23 protein-coding genes are annotated in these 22,478 nt (G+C 41.8%); 9 read left to right on the top strand and 14 right to left on the bottom strand.

Annotated features, from left to right (window positions below; genetic code table 11):
* Positions 1-155: 155 nt before the first annotated feature.
* Both AC19MX_RS20705 and AC19MX_RS20700 read right to left on the bottom strand, forming a co-directional pair.
* Positions 156-707, bottom strand: coding sequence for a response regulator transcription factor (locus AC19MX_RS20705; protein ID WP_498299738.1), 552 nt, complete (start codon positions 705-707; stop codon positions 156-158).
* A gap of 30 nt (positions 708-737) precedes the next feature.
* Positions 738-2,150, bottom strand: a complete 1,413-nt coding sequence (locus AC19MX_RS20700) for a sensor histidine kinase (RefSeq protein WP_498299737.1) — start codon at positions 2,148-2,150, stop codon at positions 738-740.
* A gap of 403 nt (positions 2,151-2,553) precedes the next feature.
* Here AC19MX_RS20700 and AC19MX_RS20695 point away from each other — a divergent pair, with 403 nt between their 5' ends.
* Positions 2,554-3,960 carry an alanine/glycine:cation symporter family protein gene (locus tag AC19MX_RS20695; RefSeq protein WP_432403128.1) on the top strand — a complete coding sequence of 469 codons (1,407 nt, stop codon included), beginning with the start codon at positions 2,554-2,556 and terminating at the stop codon, positions 3,958-3,960.
* A 186-nt stretch (positions 3,961-4,146) separates the two neighbouring features.
* Positions 4,147-4,734: a TetR/AcrR family transcriptional regulator gene (locus tag AC19MX_RS20690; RefSeq protein WP_432403126.1), complete on the top strand. Its 588-nt coding sequence runs from the start codon at positions 4,147-4,149 to the stop codon at positions 4,732-4,734.
* 44 nt (positions 4,735-4,778) lie between these two features.
* On the opposite strand, the gene AC19MX_RS20685 is transcribed toward AC19MX_RS20690, so the two are convergent.
* The 7 genes from AC19MX_RS20685 to AC19MX_RS20655 all read right to left on the bottom strand — a co-directional run bounded on the left by AC19MX_RS20685 (position 4,779) and on the right by AC19MX_RS20655 (position 10,798).
* Entirely contained in the window at positions 4,779-5,552 is a 774-nt protein-coding gene (locus AC19MX_RS20685) for a fumarylacetoacetate hydrolase family protein (protein ID WP_498299736.1), read from the bottom strand.
* Between the two features lie 121 nt (positions 5,553-5,673).
* A complete protein-coding gene (locus AC19MX_RS20680; protein WP_498299735.1) occupies positions 5,674-6,144 on the bottom strand; it encodes a Dps family protein in 471 nt (156 codons plus the stop codon).
* Between the two features lie 225 nt (positions 6,145-6,369).
* On the bottom strand, positions 6,370-6,822 hold the full coding sequence (locus AC19MX_RS20675; RefSeq protein WP_498299734.1) for a DUF2127 domain-containing protein: 453 nt from the start codon (positions 6,820-6,822) through the stop codon (positions 6,370-6,372).
* Positions 6,823-6,953: 131 nt separating this feature from the next.
* On the bottom strand, positions 6,954-8,009 hold the full coding sequence (locus AC19MX_RS20670) for a fatty acid desaturase family protein (RefSeq protein ID WP_498299733.1): 1,056 nt from the start codon (positions 8,007-8,009) through the stop codon (positions 6,954-6,956).
* Between the two features lie 4 nt (positions 8,010-8,013).
* Positions 8,014-9,039, bottom strand: coding sequence for a flavin reductase family protein (locus AC19MX_RS20665; protein WP_498299732.1), 1,026 nt, complete (start codon positions 9,037-9,039; stop codon positions 8,014-8,016).
* A gap of 687 nt (positions 9,040-9,726) precedes the next feature.
* Positions 9,727-10,128: a hypothetical protein gene (locus tag AC19MX_RS20660; protein WP_498299739.1), complete on the bottom strand. Its 402-nt coding sequence runs from the start codon at positions 10,126-10,128 to the stop codon at positions 9,727-9,729.
* A 217-nt stretch (positions 10,129-10,345) separates the two neighbouring features.
* Entirely contained in the window at positions 10,346-10,798 is a 453-nt protein-coding gene (locus tag AC19MX_RS20655) for a PACE efflux transporter (protein ID WP_432403114.1), read from the bottom strand.
* Positions 10,799-10,883: 85 nt separating this feature from the next.
* On the opposite strand from AC19MX_RS20655, the gene AC19MX_RS20650 reads away from it, so the two are divergent.
* Complete coding sequence (locus AC19MX_RS20650; protein WP_498299731.1) at positions 10,884-11,765, top strand: LysR family transcriptional regulator; 882 nt, start codon at positions 10,884-10,886, stop codon at positions 11,763-11,765.
* A gap of 76 nt (positions 11,766-11,841) precedes the next feature.
* Here AC19MX_RS20650 and AC19MX_RS20645 read toward each other — a convergent pair whose 3' ends face one another.
* Positions 11,842-12,762 (bottom strand): nuclear transport factor 2 family protein, encoded by a 921-nt coding sequence (locus tag AC19MX_RS20645; protein WP_498299730.1) that lies wholly within the window; start codon positions 12,760-12,762, stop codon positions 11,842-11,844.
* A 141-nt stretch (positions 12,763-12,903) separates the two neighbouring features.
* Positions 12,904-13,773 carry an AraC family transcriptional regulator gene (locus AC19MX_RS20640; protein ID WP_498299729.1) on the bottom strand — a complete coding sequence of 290 codons (870 nt, stop codon included), beginning with the start codon at positions 13,771-13,773 and terminating at the stop codon, positions 12,904-12,906.
* Positions 13,774-14,075: 302 nt separating this feature from the next.
* Here AC19MX_RS20640 and AC19MX_RS20635 point away from each other — a divergent pair, with 302 nt between their 5' ends.
* The 3 genes from AC19MX_RS20635 (at position 14,076) to AC19MX_RS20625 (ending at position 16,168) form a co-directional block, all read left to right on the top strand.
* Positions 14,076-15,083, top strand: a complete 1,008-nt coding sequence (locus tag AC19MX_RS20635; RefSeq protein WP_498299728.1) for a zinc-binding alcohol dehydrogenase family protein — start codon at positions 14,076-14,078, stop codon at positions 15,081-15,083.
* Between the two features lie 139 nt (positions 15,084-15,222).
* Positions 15,223-15,849: a putative quinol monooxygenase gene (locus AC19MX_RS20630; RefSeq protein ID WP_498299727.1), complete on the top strand. Its 627-nt coding sequence runs from the start codon at positions 15,223-15,225 to the stop codon at positions 15,847-15,849.
* A 13-nt stretch (positions 15,850-15,862) separates the two neighbouring features.
* Positions 15,863-16,168, top strand: coding sequence for a DUF1330 domain-containing protein (locus tag AC19MX_RS20625; protein ID WP_498299726.1), 306 nt, complete (start codon positions 15,863-15,865; stop codon positions 16,166-16,168).
* Positions 16,169-16,176: 8 nt separating this feature from the next.
* Here the strand turns inward: AC19MX_RS20625 and AC19MX_RS20620 are convergent, their stop codons facing one another.
* Positions 16,177-17,139, bottom strand: coding sequence for a LysR family transcriptional regulator (locus AC19MX_RS20620; RefSeq protein ID WP_498299725.1), 963 nt, complete (start codon positions 17,137-17,139; stop codon positions 16,177-16,179).
* A gap of 99 nt (positions 17,140-17,238) precedes the next feature.
* A complete protein-coding gene (locus tag AC19MX_RS20615) occupies positions 17,239-18,144 on the bottom strand; it encodes a LysR family transcriptional regulator (protein ID WP_498299724.1) in 906 nt (301 codons plus the stop codon).
* Positions 18,145-18,324: 180 nt separating this feature from the next.
* On the opposite strand from AC19MX_RS20615, the gene AC19MX_RS20610 reads away from it, so the two are divergent.
* Together AC19MX_RS20610 and AC19MX_RS20605 are read left to right on the top strand one after the other, a co-directional pair.
* A complete protein-coding gene (locus AC19MX_RS20610) occupies positions 18,325-19,107 on the top strand; it encodes a DODA-type extradiol aromatic ring-opening family dioxygenase (protein WP_498299723.1) in 783 nt (260 codons plus the stop codon).
* A gap of 360 nt (positions 19,108-19,467) precedes the next feature.
* Entirely contained in the window at positions 19,468-20,685 is a 1,218-nt protein-coding gene (locus AC19MX_RS20605; RefSeq protein WP_498299722.1) for a cyclic di-GMP phosphodiesterase, read from the top strand.
* A gap of 38 nt (positions 20,686-20,723) precedes the next feature.
* Here AC19MX_RS20605 and AC19MX_RS20600 read toward each other — a convergent pair whose 3' ends face one another.
* Positions 20,724-21,095: a YybH family protein gene (locus AC19MX_RS20600; RefSeq protein WP_498299721.1), complete on the bottom strand. Its 372-nt coding sequence runs from the start codon at positions 21,093-21,095 to the stop codon at positions 20,724-20,726.
* 128 nt (positions 21,096-21,223) lie between these two features.
* On the opposite strand from AC19MX_RS20600, the gene AC19MX_RS20595 reads away from it, so the two are divergent.
* Positions 21,224-22,099 carry a LysR family transcriptional regulator gene (locus AC19MX_RS20595; protein ID WP_498299720.1) on the top strand — a complete coding sequence of 292 codons (876 nt, stop codon included), beginning with the start codon at positions 21,224-21,226 and terminating at the stop codon, positions 22,097-22,099.
* Positions 22,100-22,478: the final 379 nt, after the last annotated feature.

The raw sequence follows: 22,478 nt of genomic DNA, 5'->3' as shown, positions 1-22,478 counted from the left end.
CGACGAAGATAAGCATTGTTGGAAAACAAAAGCGATGCATGATGAATCCATCGATGCTTGAAGCAGTATTAAAGGCTGGATTTAGTAGTTAGGTTAAAAATTAAACACTCATGCGGTGACCCTGTATCTATACCCACCCAACAAAAAATTAAACACTATCGATTATCCGCCGTGGGCTTTTTTAATAACTTGCGCTGCAAAGTACGGCGATGCATGCCGAGTTGGCGGGCGGTTTCTGATACGTTGCCATTATTATTGGCGAGCACTTGTTGAATGTGCTCCCATTCTAATCGTTTGGGATTGAGGGGTTGCTCGGCGATGGCTTCAAATTCATCGGGTTCTGCACTAAAAGTGGTGCTGGATGAATGTAGCGCATTGAGCAGGGTTTGGGTGTCGACAGGTTTAGCAAGGTAGTTATCTGCACCTAAACGTATCGCTTCTACTGCAGTGGCAATACTGGCAAAGCCGGTGAGCAATACCATATACACATGGGGTAATTGCTGCCTTAACGGTTTGATTAACGACAAACCATTGCTTTGTGCCAGCTTCATGTCGAGTACAATGTGCGTTGGCACAAATTGCCTGGCCATTAGCAAGCTGTCGCTGGCATTGTCACAGGTTTTACATTCAAAACCGTGGCGAGTAAGGCGACGCGCTAAAATAGTCGCTAACGCGCTATCATCTTCAATTATGAGTAATTTATTCATCTACGTCTCATGTACCCTTAACAATATCCGTTAAACCTCTGTGTGATCCGCTTTGGCTGCTAATGGTAAGGTCACGGTGGCTTCTGTGCCGCCCTGTGGATGCGCTTTAAGGTATAACTTGCCCCCTAAACGCTCAAAACTGGTGTGGCTTAATAATACCGCAATCCCCATGCCTTTAGGGCTATTAACCATCTTTCGCCCTAATGTAGATAATAAATGCGTCGCAATACCCACGCCATAGTCGCGAATAATAATGCTGATCTCTTGAGGCATTATCTGAGTAAATGGCGAACGAGATACTGAACGAGATGACGATTGCGATACGCTGATACTAATGTCGACTTTGGCACCTTGTTGATTGTCTTCACTAGCCTGGGCGCCATTTTGAATGAGCGCCAATAACGCCGGTAGTAAACTCATGTCGGTATGCAAAATGGCGGTTTCTGCTTCAGGGGAAATATGCAGGCTTAATTGTGTTTCGGGCATTAATAAACTGACCTGCTCTGACAGCAAGGCCACCAGCTTAGCAACCGATTGTTGCAACAGTTTTTGCTCACGAATGGACTCAGTCGCTAAGCGTAAGTCGCTTAAGGTCACTTCACAGCGGTTGAGTGCTTGCTGCATATCTGCCAGTAATTCAGTTTGCTCGGCATCATGGGCAGTGTCTGATATTTCATCCACTAATAAGCGTAACGTTGCCAATGGCGTGGCGAGTTGGTGCGCCATTTGCGCTGATGCGGTACCTAAGGCAAGGATCTTTTCTTGCCTTAATTGCGCTTCACGTAAATAACGTAACTCAACATTTTTTTGCCGAATACGTTTAGCAATAAAGCCCACGGTAATGGTTAACACTAACGCTGAAATAACAAAATTGAACCACATGCCTAAATAATGTGAGCCCATGTCCATGCTCATATTCATGCTGTGACTCATATTGGGATTGGCAGGCATGTCCATTGCCATTTGGCTCATATCATGGCCCGCATGCATATCCGCTGCAGTGTTAACTGTATCATCAACGCTGTGATCAGGAATATTGATAATCATCAAACTATAAACCGCAGTCGACAACGCCGTTAACGACCAGGGCGCCCAACGAGGTAAGGTAATTGCTGAAATGGCTATCGGCAGCAACAGTAATGATACAAACGCGTTGGTGGCACCGCCGGTGAAATACAACCAGGTGGCCCAAAATAAGGTGTCGAGTAATAAGGTTAAAAACAATAAACCGTGATTATCGATACTCAGGCGATGAAATCGATAACTAAACCCTACATAACACGCTTCGATAATCAATACATAGCTTAAGGTTGTTGGCGGTGTGGTTAAGCCAAATAAATCAGCCGCAAACACAATAAGGCCTATTTTTAGGCCCCAGTTAACCAATCGTAACAGTGCTAATTGTTGTTGATTTGCACTAAAAGGCAGATTCAGATTTGCCATATTTATCATCCTAACTTATTCACGCAACCCTATAATCTCACAGCAAACAATAATCAACCTAACGACACTTATCATTTGCGTAAATATCACCCGAAAAAACCAATCAATATTGTCTCCTCCCCACAAGCCCACCGTGAAATGAACCACTAGGTGACTTTTTTATCGATATGCTGTTAACGACGCTTCAAATTCAAAGCCTTTAGTGTTATTAATGTACTTTAATTGCATAACCATTCTACCGAGCTGTTTAACTTAATTCTATTTCAGTCTATTTATTAAGCGGTTACCGATAAAAAATGCTGACCCACTTTTGAGTTCATGGACTGACGATATAAACGTCAGACAGCTTAAGGCGGCTAAGAAAAAAGCTCAAAAAAAATAGATAAATCAAGGGATTTGTTCAATGATTAATGAAATTGTGTCGTTCGCTAATAATGTTTTATGGGGCGAATACCAAGTACTGATCTACATATTAGTATTTGCAGGAGTGTGGTTTTCATTGAAGTTACGGTTTATTCAACTGCGCCACTTTGTTTACATGTTTAAAGTCATGAAAGGCAGTACCCAGGGCGATAAATCTGGGATCAGTTCTTATCAAGCCTTATGTACCGGGTTATCTGCCCGGGTAGGTACCGGTAACTTAGCTGGCGTCGCCATGGCGATATCTCTTGGCGGCAGCGGCGCAGTATTTTGGATGTGGGTGATTGCGCTACTGGGTATGGCGACCGGGTTTGCCGAAAGTATCTTAGGCCAGCTGTATAAAGTCCGTGACGATCATAAAGAATACCGTGGTGGACCGGCTTATTATATTCAAGCGGGGCTGAATAAACCCTGGCTAGCGATATTGTTCGCCCTGTGCTTATTTTTAGGTTACGGCATTAGCTTTAGTGCTATGCAAGCAAACACGATTACTGATGCCCTTAATCACACCTTCGAGATTTCTAGTGTGTATTCAGGTGCTGTTATCACCTTTATTGCCGGCATTATTGTGATGGGCGGCCTGCGCAGTATCGCCCGCTTTGCAGAATTAATTGTGCCGTTTATGGGACTCGCCTTTATTTTGGCTGCAGTATCGGTGACCTTAATCAATATTCAGCAAGTGCCTGCAGTATTAATGGATATCTTTAACTCGGCCTTTGGCTTAACCGAAGCTGGCGCTGGCGCATTAGGCGCGGCGATAAAAAATGGTATTCAACGTGGTTTATATTCAAACGAAGCCGGTGCCGGTAGCGTTCCGCATGCGGCGGCAGGTGCGACGCCGGTGCCTAACCATCCGGTTGCGCAAGGTTACGTGCAAATGCTGGGGGTGTTTATCGACACTATGGTGTTGTGTAGCTGTACCGCGATTGTGATTTTACTGGCGCAAGGTAATATCGGCAGCGAAATGGAGGGCATTCGTATTACTCAAAATGCCATGACGCACCACATGGGCATCAGCGGCGATATGTTTGTGGCCATTATTATCACCCTATTCTCTTTTACTTCTGTGGTGGCCAATTACGCCTATGCCGAAAGTAATTTACACCTGTTTAAGCTGGATAATATTTATGGCCGTACCGGTTACACCCTGTTGTATTTAGGCATGGTGTATTGGGGCGCAAACGCCAGCTTAAAAGAGGTGTGGAACATGGCCGACATGGCACTGGGCTTAATGACGGTGGTGAATATCAGTGCATTGATGCTGTTAACGCCAACCATCGTAAATTTAACCCGCGACTATCAAGTTAAGCTTAAAACCACTAACAAACCAGAGTTCAAACTGGCTGATGTAAAAATTCAAGGTAAAACCGAAGACGGTGTGTGGTCGTAATCCTATATAGCCAACTCTCCCTTGTTAATAACGCAAAGTAGAGCAAAAGCACTACTTTGCGTTTTTTTAGCGTTATGTAGAGTCAAATAGACATGGGCTATAACCATTCGTGATTAAAAATTAATGCAATAAACTGGCCTTACCTCCTTGGTATATCGTAAAATGAGAGTAACTAAAGAGGGGCTCATGGCTAATATTTCTAAATTTGATCGCGAAGATGTACTTGAAAAAGCAAAGAATCTGTTTTGGCAAAAAGGTTTTTTGGCCACTTCTACGCGAGAAATCCAAACCATTATGGATATGCGACCAGGCAGCATTTATGCCGCATTTGGTAGCAAGGCAGATTTATTTAATCAAACGTTAATACATTATGCTGAAACTTCAACGCAGGCTCTTAATGAGCAATTAGCTCAAGATGATCGCGCGTGGGTTGGATTGAAACAGTATCTTCGCAGCCTGATAGTACCTTGCTGTGCCCAAGTGCCCAGTGAATTGTGCATGGTGATGCGCACACTTGCTGAACTTGATGAATCACATCAAGAAACCCTAGATATCGCAAAGGATCTACTCACTCAGGTTGAACATCGGTTCGCTAATATTGTGGAACAAGCACAACAACAAGGTGATTTGCCCGCACAACTTGATAAACACAAAATAGCTAAAAAACTCCAGGTACACATTATTGGCCTACGTTCGTACTTAAAAGCCACCGGCGATACCGACACGGTTAACCAAGAACTTGAAGAGTTTTTTACTCAATTAGAATCCAAATAAAAAAAGCGCCTAAGGCGCTTTTTTTGTCTAAATCCGCAGCAGATTTACGCTAATGCATCAACAAAGCTGACGCTAAATTGGCCAATGTCTTTATATTCAATACTGACTTCTGTCGCCATCGGCACTTTTACCACGCCGCAATAGGAACCGGTAATGATCGCCTGTCCTGCACTGAGTTTTATGCCCTTTTGTGCTAAGTAGTTAATCATCCAATACACAGGTAATTGCGGCAGTTCACACGGATGCTTACCGTTAAAAGACTGCTGGTGATTATTTGCCGTTACCACAACATCAACATGGCTTGCTTGATAAGCAACCGACTTAGGAATTTGAGGGCCAATATACACCCCCTGGTTACTTAAACCATCAGCGAGCTTTTCTAAATAGCTTGGTTGACTGTCGCGGCTAAAACGATTTTGAATTAATTCCAATGCCATATGGGTCGCGCTAATAGCACTGTCAATCTCATCATCAGTGTAGTGTTGATAAGGCTCAATATCCTCGCCTAAGATGAAAGCGATTTCAGGCTCAATAAGTGCTAAAGCCAGCTCATTTTTTATCGTTGGGATAATGCCACACTGCTGGCCATGTTCAGCCGCTTGTAAAATCGGCGCCACAATAAGTTGATCGTTTGCTTGCGGAACAAGGCATTTCCAGCCGGCAATATGACCATTTAATGCAGCCATTTTTTGTTGCACTATGATAGCCTGGTCAATATTTTGTGCAGTAAAAGCCTCAAAATCGGCGTTAGGATTAGCGTGATTTCGTTGTGCAAATAAGTGTTTAGCAAGTTCAGTAAGCAGTGTATTTTCGGTCACGGTAGCATCATCATAAAATAAAAAACATACATTAACGGGTTTGGTTGGCTTTTTCTAGCCAGAAACAAAAACCGCTGGCTAAAGCCAGCGATTTATAACGATATGTGTTGTTAAAGCACGCTTACTTGCGGGTTGCGCGTAACATCCATGCGGTTTTTTCATGTATACGCATACGGTCAGACACTAACGCTGACGTTGACTCATCATCAGCGGATTGGGCTAATTTAAGCACTGCGCGTGATGTTTTAACCACTTGTTCATGGCCTTTAGTCAGTAAATCAACCATATCTGCTGAAGAAGGTACGCCTTCGACTTCTTTAATCGAGCTTAAACGAGCAAATTCTTTGTATGTGCCTGGCGCTGCGACGTCAAGTGTCCGAATGCGCTCTGCGATATCATCTACTGCGGTGGCAAGCTCTGTGTAATGCTCTTCAAACATTAAATGTAACTCACGGAAATGAATTCCGGTGACATTCCAATGGAAGTTATGGGTCTGCAAGTAAAGTGTATATGAATCAGCTAATAAGCTCTTCAAACCCTCAGCAATTTTAAGGCGGTCATCTTTGTTGATACCAATATCGATGTCTGTCATGTTAACTCCTTATGTTGATGAATGAATCACTACAACAATACAACGTCTATTACGTTGGTAATATTGATCTTGTTCAGCTTTGACGCTGTATTGTTAAAATCTAAGTTTATTTATACTCTATGCAATTGATATTAGATCATTTTAAATCATAAAAACTATTAGATTTACAATTTTTAATCTATTTAACCTCAGAGCAACATTTCAGACCAATACGTAAAATCATCGCTATGACACTCTAGGAAACAATACCCGAAACATATACAGCACTATCGCAAGATTAATGAGCAATATGATGACACTGAGCAGACTAAAATGATGAATCATTTCGTACAGCTCAAAAGGAAGGTAAATGGCCCCACTGACTAATGCAAACCATTGGGTCCAGCGCAAGTTATGCCACAAACCGTAGGCTTCGATAAACCGCACTAAAGTATAAGCTGCAGCCCCTAACGCCATTAATGTTAAGCTCGTTTGTGAGATAGAACCGATAGCGGCAATAAAAATACTGGGGTAATGACTGGCAGGATTTAAATGTAAATGGGTCACCAGATCAATGGCGAGTAACGATAGATTTTGCCCCGCATAGGCATGTAAGCCAATGGCGACGAGCAATGCTAATAAACCTTTACTGGCCTCAAGTACTGCGACCGCTCTTACACCGCTATCTGTATGTGCCATGGGATATCTTGTTAATCAAACAATTTCTGCGATGTTATCAAACATGACGACCAATAAGCACGTCAAATCACATGCTTATTGGCTAATCTCTAATACTTAATCTTTAACCCAAACAAGAGGCATAACACGCTTCAAGGGAACGAGTATCGCACTATACGCTTAACCACTTGGCTATATTGACGTAAAAAAGGCCCGGTGTGATACGCAATACCGTGACGAGAAAGTATCGCCTGCACTTGGGGCGCAACTTGCTGGTAACGTGACGACGGCAAATCAGGAAACAAATGATGTTCAATTTGAAAGCTTAAGTGGCCCGTTAAAATATGAAATAGCTTACCGCCTTTGATGTTCGACGAGCCTAATACCTGGCGATAATACCATTGCCCTTGCGTTTCATTTTCACACTCAGCCTGGCTAAAGGTGTGAACATCGGAAGTGAAATGACCACAGAAAATAATGGTTGAAGTCCACAGGTTACGCAGTAAGTTAGCAATTAAATTACCCACCAATACCCACAGAAATAGTGGCCCAGCAATCAATGGAAATACCACATAATCTTTCACTAGTTGCTTACCGCCTTTACTAAAGAAACGACGTTTGAGCTCATTCGCATCAACTTTAGATGCCCTACCTTGTTTCTTTTTGCCCATAAACACACGCTCAGCGGCAAGCTCGTGATATGACACCCCCCATTGAAATAACACACTTAAATATATGTAAGTGATAAATTGCCACAGGTTTTTAAGTCGCCATGTAAAGTCATTCGACAAGCGCAGTAAGCCATAACCAAAATCACGATCTTTACCAATCACATTAGTATAAGTGTGATGCTCATAGTTATGAATACGCTGCCAACTTTTACCGTCGCAGGCAATATCCCAGTCAAACTGGCGCGAGTTAATATGAGGATCGTTCATCCAATCATATTGACCGTGTAACACGTTGTGACCAATTTCCATGTTATCGAGAATTTTAGCGCTGGCTAAACTCAATACACCAATAATCCACCATACGGGATGCAGAAAACCCAGCATTAATAATGCACGACCGCCCCACTCTAACGACCGTTGCCATACAATAACCTTGCGGATATAAGCTGCGTCGCTTGCGCCAACTTGAGCGAGTGTTTGACGCTTTAACTCATCAAGCTCAGTGGCTAACTGCTCAAAATTAATATTTTTATTCATCGAACTACAGCTCCAGCTCAAGCGGCGTTACCGCCTGAGAAATACATAATTGAATTAATTGCTCGCCCGGCTGCGATAATTCGCCCGTACGCAGATTTCTGACAACGCCCGATTTTTTAACACACTGGCATTGATGGCATACACCGATGCGGCAGCCAAAATTAGCACTAATGCCTTGTTGCTCTAAGCCACTGAGCAAGGTGTCCTTTGCGGCTAACACAAGCTGAGATGTTTGCCCACGTTGAGTTAAATGGACGTGTTGCTCACCTGCTGCGGTTTTCGCAAACGTTGGCGCCTGAAAATACTCTGCCTGGCGCTGCGCTTTGGGGTGTTTCATTACATCTAACTGCTGTTCAACATCATCCTTAAACTGGCTTGGACCGCATATCAACACCTGGCTTTGCACGTTGCAGGTACTCAGTGCGTCAGTTAAGTTGTGACCATTTTTACGAATAAGTAATTGCACTTGAAACTGGCTTAATTGCTGCTGCAATGCCATGAGTTCATCGACATACAAATGCTCACCGGCCTTGGCAAAGTAAACCAATTGAATGGGGTTTTTTGGTTGTTGTGGTAGTAACACCAGCTGGTTGAGCATAGCCATAAAGGGCGTAATGCCACTGCCTGCCGCCACAAACCACAATGGTGTTGACGGTTGAGTAAGGACACTCTCACTTAATATAAACTCACCTTGTGGCGCGCTTAAATTGACATATCCACCCGTGGCAATGTTCGCCAACAATGTTGCAGTAAAAGCCCCATCAGCATTCGTTTTAATGGTTAAACGAATCACACGCTTTTTTAGGTATTGGCTATGAGATTGTTCGGGCGCTGACGATATTGAAAAAGGTCGGGTCATTAAACGGCCATTAATTTCTACCGTCAGTAACACATGTTGGCCAGCTTTTGCTTGCGGCCAGGCTTTTTCTGGAGACAAGTCTAACTGCAAAACATCGGCACCAAGCAACTCATGCCCCAACACTTTTGCCCGAAACCAATGAGTGCGCCAAGCGGGTTTAATACGTTGCATAATAGGCTCAAAATAACTGCCTATCGAATCTGTGTGAAATAAGGTTTTCGCAGTGATATTGTTCAGTCGAGATAATACATTCATTTTAGCGTACAGGTGTTAGCTTAATTTCAGCGCACGATTGTATGCTGAACAACATTAGCTGTGCAAGTCATGATGATAAACAAATGCACCAACTTAGTCATTGATTGTGTATGAGTTGATGAGCAAAACTAATCGCCAAAACAAGAATTTACATGAAATACAACCACTTAATAGTGGAGCGCTAAGAAAATCGTTATTACTTTGCAGCAAAACCTGCTGGGTGATGAGGTTACCATCCATGATACAGACTGTGTAAATCACCAGAACTATCGGATAAAACATGTTCACGCGTAAGCTTAATCAAACATTATCGATTAAATAAACACCTGCAACGTGGAAAAGTAGCTTGGATGGTATCGTTAAAAATGTTTTTAGAAGTGCTGTTATGAATGCTGTTAAAAGTGTTGCTAAAAGTGCTGTTGATCTATGTCAGGAGTTGACAGATAAGCGTGTTCTTTAATGTGAGAGGATGCTACTGAAACGGCTAATAGCACATCGACAAGTGTCTATATCACGATGTTAAGTTCGTCGTGGAGTGTTAAATATTAACGCTATAGATTAATCGTTAAGACTTTTTAGTTTAGATCGTTAACATAACTGAGTTTATTTTGGATCCACTAGCGGGGCGGTCAACAACTCGACTTGCTGATCCTCATCTGGCGTTAATGCACCATAATCCCTTGGATACGGCCAACCATAACCCCAACGAAATTGTGTCGGTAAGTAAGGCGAACCACCCACTCGAACGCCAGCTAACATCAATAACGCAATCTGCGGTTGGCCAACATTAGCGACGCAAACACGTAACGCTTTATCTGATGCTAAGCGGTCATCAAATGTGCCGCCTTTCCAATAATCAAAGTCGTGTTTTTGACAACATGCCAACCATAATTCACTTTGCTCAAAGGTCCCATTAGGAAACGAGCTGCAGCCATCACTGGTAAAGGGCACCAATGTATCTGCACAGACTGAATAAGCAAATAGAGATATGTAGGCAAATGATATCCAGACAAATACCGAGGCGACCCGAAACTGATGGTAATATTTCACGCTTTGGGTCCTTCTTAATGGCAATATCGACTGGCTAATCCTAGCGACATGACGGCGCAATAATGACCAGTAATGATGCCACAGTCATCGTAACAGTGATAGAACCGAACCTTGCATAAACACTCAATCAAAGCGTGACGGCCGAATAAAAGCTTAGCAATACTCAAACACCTTAACGATTTGGCTCTGTCAGGTTACGACGGATAGACGTTTTACCAAACCAGCGCTGATAAGGTTGATAATTATCATAAAGCCAATTGAATACGCCGGTATAAACAAAGAAAAACACCAACACGCCGCCTTCAAGCATTAAGGTATCAACTAGGTTTAAACTTAAATACCACGAAACCACAGGAAGGGTTACCACTAGCAAGCCGCCTTCAAAACACATTGCATGGACAATACGAGTGGATAAATTACGCGTCACTCTGTCACTGCCTAATAATTTATCGAACCAAATATTATAAATATAATTCCAAGTGACTGCGCATAACGATATGCCGATACTCACCACCAACATATCGATGGTGCTTTTCTCCATGAGCATGGCGCTCACAGGGACTATGATGGCTGCTGCCAATATCTCAAAAGACACCGCGTGGAATATTCTCTCTTTTGTTTGCATAATAAACTCAATTATTGGTGACGTTTGGCTTATTCTCATCCAATATAAGGATACTTAATAGTTAGATACTATCTGGAAAAGCGATATGTATAGCATTGATCAACTCGAGGCGTTTGTTGCAACGGCTAAAACAGGCTCGTTTTCAGCGGCGGCGCGTTCACTCAATAAAGCGCAATCTGTGGTAAGCCAACATGTCATCAACCTTGAGATAGACTGCAATGCTGCGCTATTTGACCGCAGCGGCCGTTACCCACAACTTACCCAGGCGGGACATACGTTGTTATCACATGCGCAAGTGTTATTAGCGCAGCATCAACGCTTACGTTCTTGCGCTCAACATCTTGATAAACCTTTTATTTCCGAGCTCACAATTGGTTTAGATGAAGGCATTCCCTTCCAAAAACTCTCCAGTATGGTTAATCAACTAGAAATCGACTTTCCCAATACTACACTGGAATTTTTTACCGCATCGAGCATTGATATTGTCGACTTGATTGACACAGATAGAGCCGTCACCGGGATTATTTTTAGTGAGCTGTCGATCCCCTCTCACATTGATTATGAATCCATTGGGGCAATTAAGTTTGATCTCTACGTAGCGAGTACTCATCCATTAGCCCAACAAGAATCGAACAACTTAGCCAACTTAAAGCTGCATAGACAATTGCTAATGCGGTCACGCAATAACAAATCCAGTGACTTTCAGCTCGCCTTAAGCCCAGACATTTGGTATGCCGATAACTATTATGTGTTACTTGAACTGACATTGCAGGGCAATGGCTGGTGTTTATTACCCAACCATATCGCCAATGAGTACGTTAACAGTGGCCGATTGGTGTTGTTACCCAGTGAGTTTAAAGATATGGGTTGGCATGCCAATGTTGATGTCATTCAGCATCATCGCTATAGCCTGGAGCCGATGTTTAAGCAATTTAGGCATTCGTTAAGGCAATTACTGACGCCATAAACAATGTGCATAAAACAACACAGGCCGCGATAAGCGGCCTGTGTTTTATAAAATGTAGTACACAACTCATTGGCGATTAAAAACCAAATTTACCATTACTGTTTTTCCAATCAGCCTGAGCAGGAATGGTTTCAATGGTGTCCCAATGTTCTACAATTTTACCTTCTTGCACACGGAACAAGTCATAAAATGACACATGTTGCTGCATGAATGTGCCTTCGCTAATCGATAACACAAAGTTACCTTGGCCCAATATTTTATGGTTAGTTTTTACCACCATTGGCATGTCCATTTTAGCGAGCTCACCTAAGGCTTTGCCTAGGCCACTTAAGCCGTCGCCAATATTCGGGTTATGCTGAATATAATCGGTATCTTCACTACCAATAAATTGACCTATTTTGGCCATATCACCTTTGATCAAAATGGTGTTTACAAAATCGGCCACTAAGGTTTTATTTTGCTCGGTTTTGCCTAAATCCGTCACTGCTGTTGCACCGTCAAACTGGCTATGACCACTTGGATTTGCAGCGGCGATGGTTTGTAGGTTATCCCAATGTTCAACAATTTTACCGTCTTCAAAGCGGAAAATATCAAAGCCCGCTTTAGGTCCAAAGAAGTTATATTCCGTGTGCGTAACCACATAGTTACCGTCTTGGAATGCACGCTTAACCTGAGCTTTTGCGCTGCCTTTAGGTAACTGCTGCATTACCGCACCAAAACCGGCTAAACCGTCGGCAACGGCTAAGTTATGTTGAATGTATTTGTTAGGGTTGATATAGCCAATTGGCGCTGGGTTGCCCGTTTCAATACTGCTCACTAACTCAACAACCTGTTGCTTGTAGCTGACTTGAGTTTGTGATTTTTCGGTTGCCGCAACGCTGTTGCCAGACATTAAGGCTCCACCCAATAGTGCACTGGTAACAAGTGCACTGACGATTGATTTACGCGCTGCTGATGTGCTGTTAACTGCGATGATTTTGTTAGTAATGGTATTCATGGGTAAGCCCTCTGGTTTCAATGAGGACATTGTATCGCGCAACAAAATAGCCCAGTAGAGTGTAAATGAGCACAAAAATGGTCAAAGTCGAACCGTATCGTTCACCACGACTTATTCAACTCTTTATTAACGGTTCATCAATTAATGTGTATTGAGTTTACTAAATTGGCTAGGGGTTAATTGTGTTTGGTTTTTAAAGTACTTCACAAAATTACTGGTATCGTCAAAACCAAAATCATTAGCCAACTGTTGCGTCGTTGCATTGCTCACCACCAAGCGCCGTTTAATCTCGATAATGGTATAAGCATCGATCATCTGTTTTGCGGTTAAGCCCGTTGCTAATTTACAAATGTTATTGAGGGTTTTGTAGGTGGTGTGTATTTGCCCCGCAAACCAATTAGCATCTCGTACTTTATGGGCATGCTGTTGCATTGAACTAAAGAATTTCGATAACTTAAGGCTTTGGTCTGTTGACAAGTTATCGTGGCTTAACGCGGGACGTAAGCGGTGTAATAACAAGGCGAGCGCTGAAAATAAATACATGACAATTAACGGCTCAGACGGTTCTATTGTGCTTTCGGTGAGTATTTCGTTAATCAACGTTTCTGTGCGGGCGTGGTTAACATTGTCGAGTTGCAATAGCGGATTATGCTGTTGATTTAAATGTGTTGGGGTGTAATTAGGTAGCCGCATATTGGCATGCACTTTATCTAAAAAGGCTTGGGTAAACAGTAATACTTTACCTTGAGGCTGATGCGAAAAATCGAAACTATGCACCTGATCTGGCTGCACAAAGATTAATGAACCGGCCTTAAAGTCATAACCGGTAAAGTCCACATAATGCTTGCCCTCACCTTGTTTAATATAGATCAACATAAAAAATGACACGCGATGAGGTGCTTGAGGGTCGTGTTCCATGTTAGGTCGACAATACAAATTAGACAGTTCAATAATCTCTAATTCAGCTTGGTTGGTTTTTTCATGGTTGAAGCCAATATTAGGGATAGTCATGTCATGCTCGAATGTTATTGAGTGATTGGGCGAGTAAATGTAACCAAAGTGATAATTAAATCATTATCAAGCAATTAATACCAATCCGCATTAATAAGTGACCTCTCACTTATGAATGCGGAACACCATAACGGCCACTTATTATGGTCATATATATCCATAATGATTGGCTTTAGTTGCTCTTTTTACCGCTAACTAAAAACGGCACAATGGCGATATCAACTCATGGGCAACACATTTTACGTATACGTATTGCCACATGTATTCATTCATCATCACGATATTATTAAGAGGCTACTGCCATGAAAGCCATTGGTTATCAGCAAAATCTACCGGTACACGATCCATTATCATTACAAGATATTCAGTTAGATATGCCTGTTGCGCAAGACCGTGACATTCTGGTTGAAGTCAAAGCGGTGTCTGTTAATCCTGCCGACTTTAAAATTCGTCAAGATATGCCGGCACCTGAAGGTGAATGGAAAATATTAGGTTTTGATGCTGCTGGTATCGTTAAATCCGTGGGTGAAAATGTCAGCTTGTTTAAGCCTGGCGACAAAGTATGGTATGCCGGTGATGTGACTCGTTCAGGTAGTAATGCACAATACCAACTGGTCGACGAACGTATCGTGGGCCATATGCCAAAAAACTTGTCTTTTGACGAAGCCGCTGCTTTGCCATTGACCGCCATTACCGCATGGGAATTATTGTTCGACCGCCTAAAAGTGGATAAAGACAACGCCAACAAACGTATTTTGGTTATCGGCGCAGCCGGTGGCGTGGGCTCAATTATGGTGCAATTACTAAAACAGCTCACCCAACTTGAAATTATTGCCACAGCATCACGAGCAGAAACCGTGTCATGGTTACAAGACTTAGGCGCTGATCATATTATTAATCATCGTTATAAATTGAGTGAACAGTTTGCCGAAAAACAGTTGCCATTAGTCGACTATGTTGTGAGTTTAAACAATACCTCTGAACACTTAATTGAAATAGAAAAGGTGATTAAGCCACAAGGTCAATTTGCGTTAATTGACGATCCACAAAGCTTAGACATTATGCCGTTTAAAATGAAAAGCATTTCAATTCACTGGGAGCTGATGTTCACTCGCTCTTTGTTTAAGACCGAAGACATGCAAGCCCAACATCAACTGCTTAACGATGTCGCGAAGTTAATCGATAGCGGCCAGATTAAAACCACTGTGGGTGAACATTATGGTGTGATTAATGCGACGAACTTACGCCGAGCTCACGAGCGCTTAGAAACTCAGCAAGCTAAAGGCAAAATTGTTTTAGCGGGTTTTTAATGATGAAGAACGAGTTTATCTGAAAAAATAATTGGAGTCAGACTCCTTTGAAGCACTTTTTATCATCGTTACGATCTCTAAAGTGCTTATCGATATCAACACTTGATTCAACAACTACATCATAAGTTTGGAGCATTGCATGTTAACGCAAATAATTAAATTTACCGTAAAGCCTCTACATCAGCAGAGCTTTAAAGATGCATTAATCACCAACAAGAATGGCACCCGTAAAGAAAAGGGTAATACAGATATGGCTATTTTTGTTGATAACACCAACCCGAATATTTTCTTTGCTTACGAACGTTGGCAAGATGCGACCGCATTTGAGTTTCATAAAAACCAAGCTTATACCCAAAATTTTATTACGTTATCAGGTGACGCATTAGCTACCGCTCCACAAGTGTACAAAGTAAATGATACCAAACCTTATCCAGTTGCGATGACACCTGCCAATCCCGAAGATGATATATTTTCAATTTTCTTTATTTTCCCAATTCATTCTGAATTTCGCCAGCCTCTTTTGACACAGTTTGAAGACCATATTCAACACACTCGTCAAGAAAATGGTAATTTATTATTTGATCTTTACACCGTTCAAGATGATGACAACACCTTAGTGGTTTATGAACATTGGCGTAAAGAGTCTGACGTATGGGATATCCATTTCAACCAACCTTATGCCAAAATCACAGGGGCAATAATGGAACAGGCGGTTGTGGGTGACATGCAACAATATATGCATTTTGTCAGTGAAATAAACGAATAATAAGGAAAATTAAATGAGCGCATTTTTTATCATTAATTATGATGTTAGCGATCCAGAACTGTACGCAAAATACAATCCAGGCTCAAATTCAATCACTGCCGGAACGGTTGCTAAACATGGCGGCACTATCCTTGCAGCTAGCGGCTCAGGTATCGATTTATTGGGTGAACAAGGCCAAATAAAAGTGATCATTGAGTTTCCAAATTCTCAAGCTGCAAAGGCGTGGTTAGACGACCCTGAATACGCCCCAGCTAAAGCGATTCGTTTAGCCGCAACTGACAATATTAACCAATATATCGTCGACGGTTTAATGCCGTAATAGCAATATTACTCATTGGTAGAACCGTTATAAAGTTGCTTATAGTTAGGTATGTGCGATAACCAAAATGGCGGAGTCCCAATATACTCTTGCACCGCTTTAATAAACTCACTCACTAGTAACGTTTGTTTACGATGTGGATACACGGCATAAATGCCAGTATCCATCGTCGACAAACTATAATTCGTTAACAGCGGCACTAAATTAAATTCCGCAATCGGCTTTTCTAAGTTAAATAAATCAATGATGGTATAACCCAAACCATCTGCCACTGCTGCAATCATCGAGCTGACATCGCTTACTTTTAAATTGCCTTGCATCTTATAGTTTTTAAACTGTTCGCCGTGGGGGTGCTGGCTTAATCGCATCACATCTATGGACGATTCACCATTGCTATAAATGACCGCGGGCAAGGTTATCAGTTGCTCTGGCGTCGTTGGCATACCATAACGTTCAATAAAATCGTTAGACGCCACTATCGCAAAATGGGTTTTGGCAATTTTTTTGGCAATTAAATTCGACTCCGTTAAGCGTCCCATCCTAAAAGCCACATCAAAATGATCGGAAATAATATCAGCTTTACGGTCATCTAAAGACAGCGTCACTTTCACGTGAGGATAACGTTTCATAAACTGGCTTATCACCGGCTGCAAATAATGTTGACCAAAAAAGATGGACGAGGTTATTCGAATTATCCCTTTAGGTTCAGACTGGTAAGAGTCTGCGATGTTTTGAATATCATCTAAGGTATTTTGTAAAATATGCGCTTGGGTGAGAATTTCTTCGCCGGCTGAGGTTAACGCAAATGAACGTGTAGAGCGGTTAAGCAGCTGCACGCCTAATGTCGACTCTAACTTTTTAATTTGTTTAGAGAGTGACGAATTATCCATATCATGTAACGCCGCCGCTTTAGCAAACGAGCCTTGTTGAACTACATCTACAAATAATCTTAATTGCGCGGTTACAGACATAAAACCCATCCTTAGCGTAAAATTTAACTCATCACTTAACATAACGGTTTAACCGAAATAACAACAATACTAGGGTAACAAATCTTCAGACTTAGCGGTTTACGCTTTCTCGTCCCAATAAGGGATTTGAGGATAATACTGACTCACAAAATCAACAAAACAAGCCACCTTTGCCGCCAAATATTGCCGATTAGCATACATCATATACAAGCCTACAGGCTTAGGCTCATAATCCTTGAGTATTTGGACGAGTTTACCTTCAGCTAATGCTTTACCCGCTATGAAAGTGGGCTGAATAATAATCCCACCCCCTAAAATAGCGGTATTCACCAATAACTCACCATTATTGGCCACCAGACGTTGTTTAAATTGAAGCGAGTGAGCCGCATCGTCGAAACCTGAAAACAACATCGCATCGTCTGAATATGCATATTTAAGGTAAGTATGGTGTTGTAACTCTGCTGGCGTTTTAGGGGTACCGCAACGCGCTAAATATTCTGCAGAAGCCATAATAGCGATACGGATCGGTGCCACTTTTTTACCTATATAAGATGAGTCAGCTAACTGACCAATACGCATTGCCACATCGATGCCCTCATTTACAATATCAATTTTAATGTCAGATAATTTAATGTTGAGGGTGATTTCGGGGTAGATACGCTGGAAATCCATTAACAATTGCGGTAAGTGCAAGGTACCAAATGACATGGGCGCGCTCACGGTTAAGGTACCCGATACCACTTGAGTATGCAGAGTTAAGCGCGTTTCCATATCATCAATATCAGCAATAATTTGCACACAGCGTTGGTAATATTCACTGCCCGCTTGTGTCAAACTCAATCGACGAGTGGTGCGCTGCAATAACCGCGTTTGTAAACTTTGCTCTAAAGCCGAAATGTACTTACTCACGAGTTGTGGTGATAAATCTAGCTTGTCAGCGGCTTTAGTAAATGCGCCTTCTTGCACGACAGTCAAAAAGGTTCGCATAGTCTCAAGCTTATCCATAAATTAACAACACCCTGTTGATTGTTTATCAATTTTTAGCACATTTATCTTCATAATGACTCGTAATATAGTGATTAGCAAGCCAGGTAAAGCCACTCGGTCACACATTATATAATCCTGCATTGATCAACAATCACCATTGTGACTGCATATAACACATACATTAAATAGGTAGCCAACATGACATCACAACGTCCATTATTTATTTCTCACGGCTCCCCAATGATGGCCGTTGAAAACAGTACAACATCGCGTTTTTTGCAGCACTTGGGGCGCACAATAACGACACCTAAAGCGATTGTGGTGTTTTCAGCACATTTTGATGTGAGTCACGATGTCGTGATTACTGCAGGGCAACATCCCGCGACGGTTCATGACTTTTATCGTTTTCCCGATGAGTTATATCAAATTCGTTACCCAGCTCCCGGAGAGCCCTTACTCGCTAAGCATATAGCAGCGCTATTTGAGCAGGCCAATATCAAGGTAATGTTAGACACCCAACAGGGCTGGGATCATGGTGTATGGATCCCACTGAGGTTAATGTACCCACAAGCCAACATCCCTATTGTGCAGATATCCATCAACACGAGACTTGGAGCTGCACAAAACTATCGATATGGCCAATTATTAGCCTCACTAAAGCATGACAATATTCTTATTATTGGCTCCGGCGGGATAAGCCATAATTTAGCCGAGGTATTTAAGCGCACTAAAACCGTTAATGGGGTCGACATGATGAACCAATTTAGGTATTGGGTTGAAGACAAGCTGGTAAATAATGATATTGAGTCTTTACTGAACTACCAACAACTTGCTCCGCATGCTCAATTTAACCACCCAACTCAGGAGCATTTCTTACCGTTAATGTCGGTACTTGGTGCAAGTGGCAACACTCAAGCTCACAAAATACACCAAGATGTTGAGTATGAATTGTTAGCACTTGATGCTTATTCGTTCAATTAAAACGAAGAGGTTTGCGCCAGGGGCGATTGAAGGTGACAGCGATCAATGCCTGCTGTTTCATCATCATTTAATGACTTGAACTAACTAGATCGTGCAAAAATAATACAAACAAATATTCATCTCTCAAAGCTGTTGGACCTTAAATAAAATTCAGCATAAACTGCAATTTATTACGGTTAATACATCATTGATTAACAACACGAAAAAATGTATGTCACTTTTGCAGTAAAGCTTGAACTCGGTAGTGTTATTTCGCTTATATTACCTAATTAAATAAGCTATCTTGTAACATGACGTACACATTAAGTACGCTGTGGTTGATAACAATAATGCGACTCAATAGCCTCAAGGAACCGATTTATGCTGATTGAACATGACATTACTGACGTACGAGTTGGAATGTATGTGGTCGAAATCACCGAACCTAAAGACACGTTTTCGCTCACAAAGCCTGGCGTGCTTAAAAGCGAACGTGTTATTGAGGCATTAAAACGCAAATCGGTTACCAAGTTATTAATCGACACCAGCAAAACAGAAGTGATCACTAAAGAAACGGTCACCAAAGACCATGCGCCAAAGTCACAGCCACCTCGTCAAGTTGCGCCTGCTCGCCCTATAACAAAACCGAATTTCTTTAATCAAGAAATCGTTAGAGCGCGCCAGGTGTTTAACGAATCAAAAGATATTCAAAAAAAGCTGTTTCATAATGCCCAGCATGGTTTGCCATTAGACATGGACCCAGTGCAAAAAATTACCACTGAGTCTACCGACCTTATTTTTAATAATCCTAATGCCCTTTCGTGCGTGATTAACATCCGTAATAAAGATGAATATTTATTAGAACATTCGGTATCGGTATCGGTATTGATGACCATGTTTGCCGTGTATAAAAAAATCGACAAAGCCATTGTTAATCAATTAGCGATTGGTGCATTTTTACATGATGTCGGCAAAATCATGATCCCCGATCGGATTTTGAACAAACCCGACAGATTAACCGATGAAGAGTTTCATATTATGAAAACTCACGCCAGTTACTCCATTGAGATCATGAAGAACACCCCTGGCATCAGCCCGTTAAGTTTAGAGGTTGCCAGCTTGCACCATGAAAAGCTCAACGGTGAAGGCTATCCCTTTGGCGTACCGGCTGAAAAAATCACCCTGTATGGACGGATGATCAGCATTTGCGATATCTTCGATGCATTGACGTCTCATCGTTGTTATAAAGAGGGTTATGCTCAGGTAAAAGCCTTTAGTATATTACGAGCTTTGGCAGACAAAAATGAGCTCGACAAAGATTTAGTCGACGAATTTATTCGCTGCATGGGGGTTTACCCTGTCGGCGCAGTGGTGCAGTTAGAATCCAACAGATTGGCCATTGTTGAAGGTCACAACCCTAAAGATCCTATCCGCCCACTAGTCAAACCGTTTTATCATTTAAAACCGGATCACTTTGAAGTTGGCCAAAAGATCGACCTGGCTACCGTCACCGACGATTTAATTGTCAAATGCGTTCGAGCTGACGACTACAATCTCAATATGGAACAAATTATCGAGTTTCTGGCACATGAAGGTTAACCTTTCGATACGCAAGTGGAATTAATTAAATTTTCGGTTTATCGTTCGCCTTGCACCTCAAATTCATCATAAGCTAAACGCGCTTTACCATCAGCTTGTATCTGCCAATGCTCACGATGTACCACACCAAATGCGCTATTCATGGTCCAATGAGCAGTTAAGATATAGCCGTCATCACCCATAGCCTCCCAAGTAACGTGTGTGTAATCAACATCTTTAAACCCTTTATCCATTATTCCTTGCCAAAATGATTCAATGGCTTGACGACCTTTGAATTCACCAAAAGGTTTAGCAAGCATGATGGTATTTTCAGCATACTGTGCTGCGCAACCTGCTGCATCTTGACGATTAAACGCCTTTTGCCAATCACTAATACCCTGCTGACATATTTCTAAAATAGTTGAAGACATCTTTACACTCCACAGATTGAATAAGCCATTAGCATATCGAACTAATTGCAACTGAAAAACTAAACCAATAGAATTGATTGTTAATAAAAACCATACAATCAACAATAATGATTAGCGAGGAAATAACGATGAATAAATTACGGCAAATGGCTATTTTTGCTCATATCGTCGATCTCGGTTCGATAACCGCTGCCGCAGAATCATTACAACTGTCTAAGTCGGTTATCAGCCAACACCTAAAAGCACTGGAGCAGGATATTGGGGTGACTTTACTTAAACGTACCACCCGCAGACAAATACTCACCAGTGCAGGTTCGAGTTTTTATCAACATTGCCAAGTCCTTAACCAAACTGCTGATGTTGCTTGGCAACAAGCACAACAACATTTAGCCATCCCTCAAGGTATTGTAAGAATAACGGCACCCAATGCATTAATGGAAACACTTGTGGCTCCCGCTATCGCCCTCGTGATGCAGCAATATCCATTAATTGAACCGAATTTAATCAGTAGTGATATTCACTTAGATTTGAATCGAGATAATATTGATTTAGCAATCCGTGTTGGCGAGTCGAAGGACAGCAATATAAAGCAGCGAAGAATAGGTTCATTTAGAGATGTATTGTGCTCAGTTAACGCATTGCATCAACCAGCCCAACAAATGCAGGCCTGTTATATTGCCAACTCTTGGCAGAGTAAACTAATAGCACATCACTTTATGTCAGATAATCATGATGATATACACTATAACGTGACAGCATCGTGTCAAACCAATTCATTTCATACTTGTCTTTCATTAATAAAAGCAGGTGTCGGTATCGGGTTAGTTCCTGATTTTCATCTACCTCATTATCCAGAGTTAACCGCGGTATTCAATCAGCATAAATTACCACTGAATGCTGTCTATTCAATGCATCCTTTTACCTCTGGTTTACCGTTACACGTCTCAGTATGCTTGCAAGCAATTGAAGAAAAACTGGCTCTAATAACAAAAGCGCCTGTGTAATATCACGTTGTCATGTTAATCCTTAGACAATATTTTTAGGCCAAATAAATAGCGCATTAAGTTAAAAGGTTTTATGACCCAATAACACAGAGCTGCACAAATAATAAAGGCGCTAACAAGTAAACTGAGCGATTTAACCATTATTCCCGCCTGCCACTGCACAATATAAAACGCCAACATCACAATGACGGTTTGATGCAGAATATAAAACGGGTAAATGAGTTCATTGGTTTGCTTTAGCCAGGTTGGTGTCAGGGTCACCGCATGAGTGTTTAATTTTTAACCTAACTACTAAATCCAGCCTTTAATACTGCTTCAAGCATCGATGGATTCATCATGCATCGCTTTTGTTTTCCAACAATGCTTATCTTCGTCGGCT

The sequence above is a fragment of the Shewanella sp. MF05956 genome, assembly GCF_059758055.1.
The sequence above is the reverse complement of the archived record's forward strand: the minus strand, read 5'-3'. Positions and strand labels throughout refer to the sequence as shown.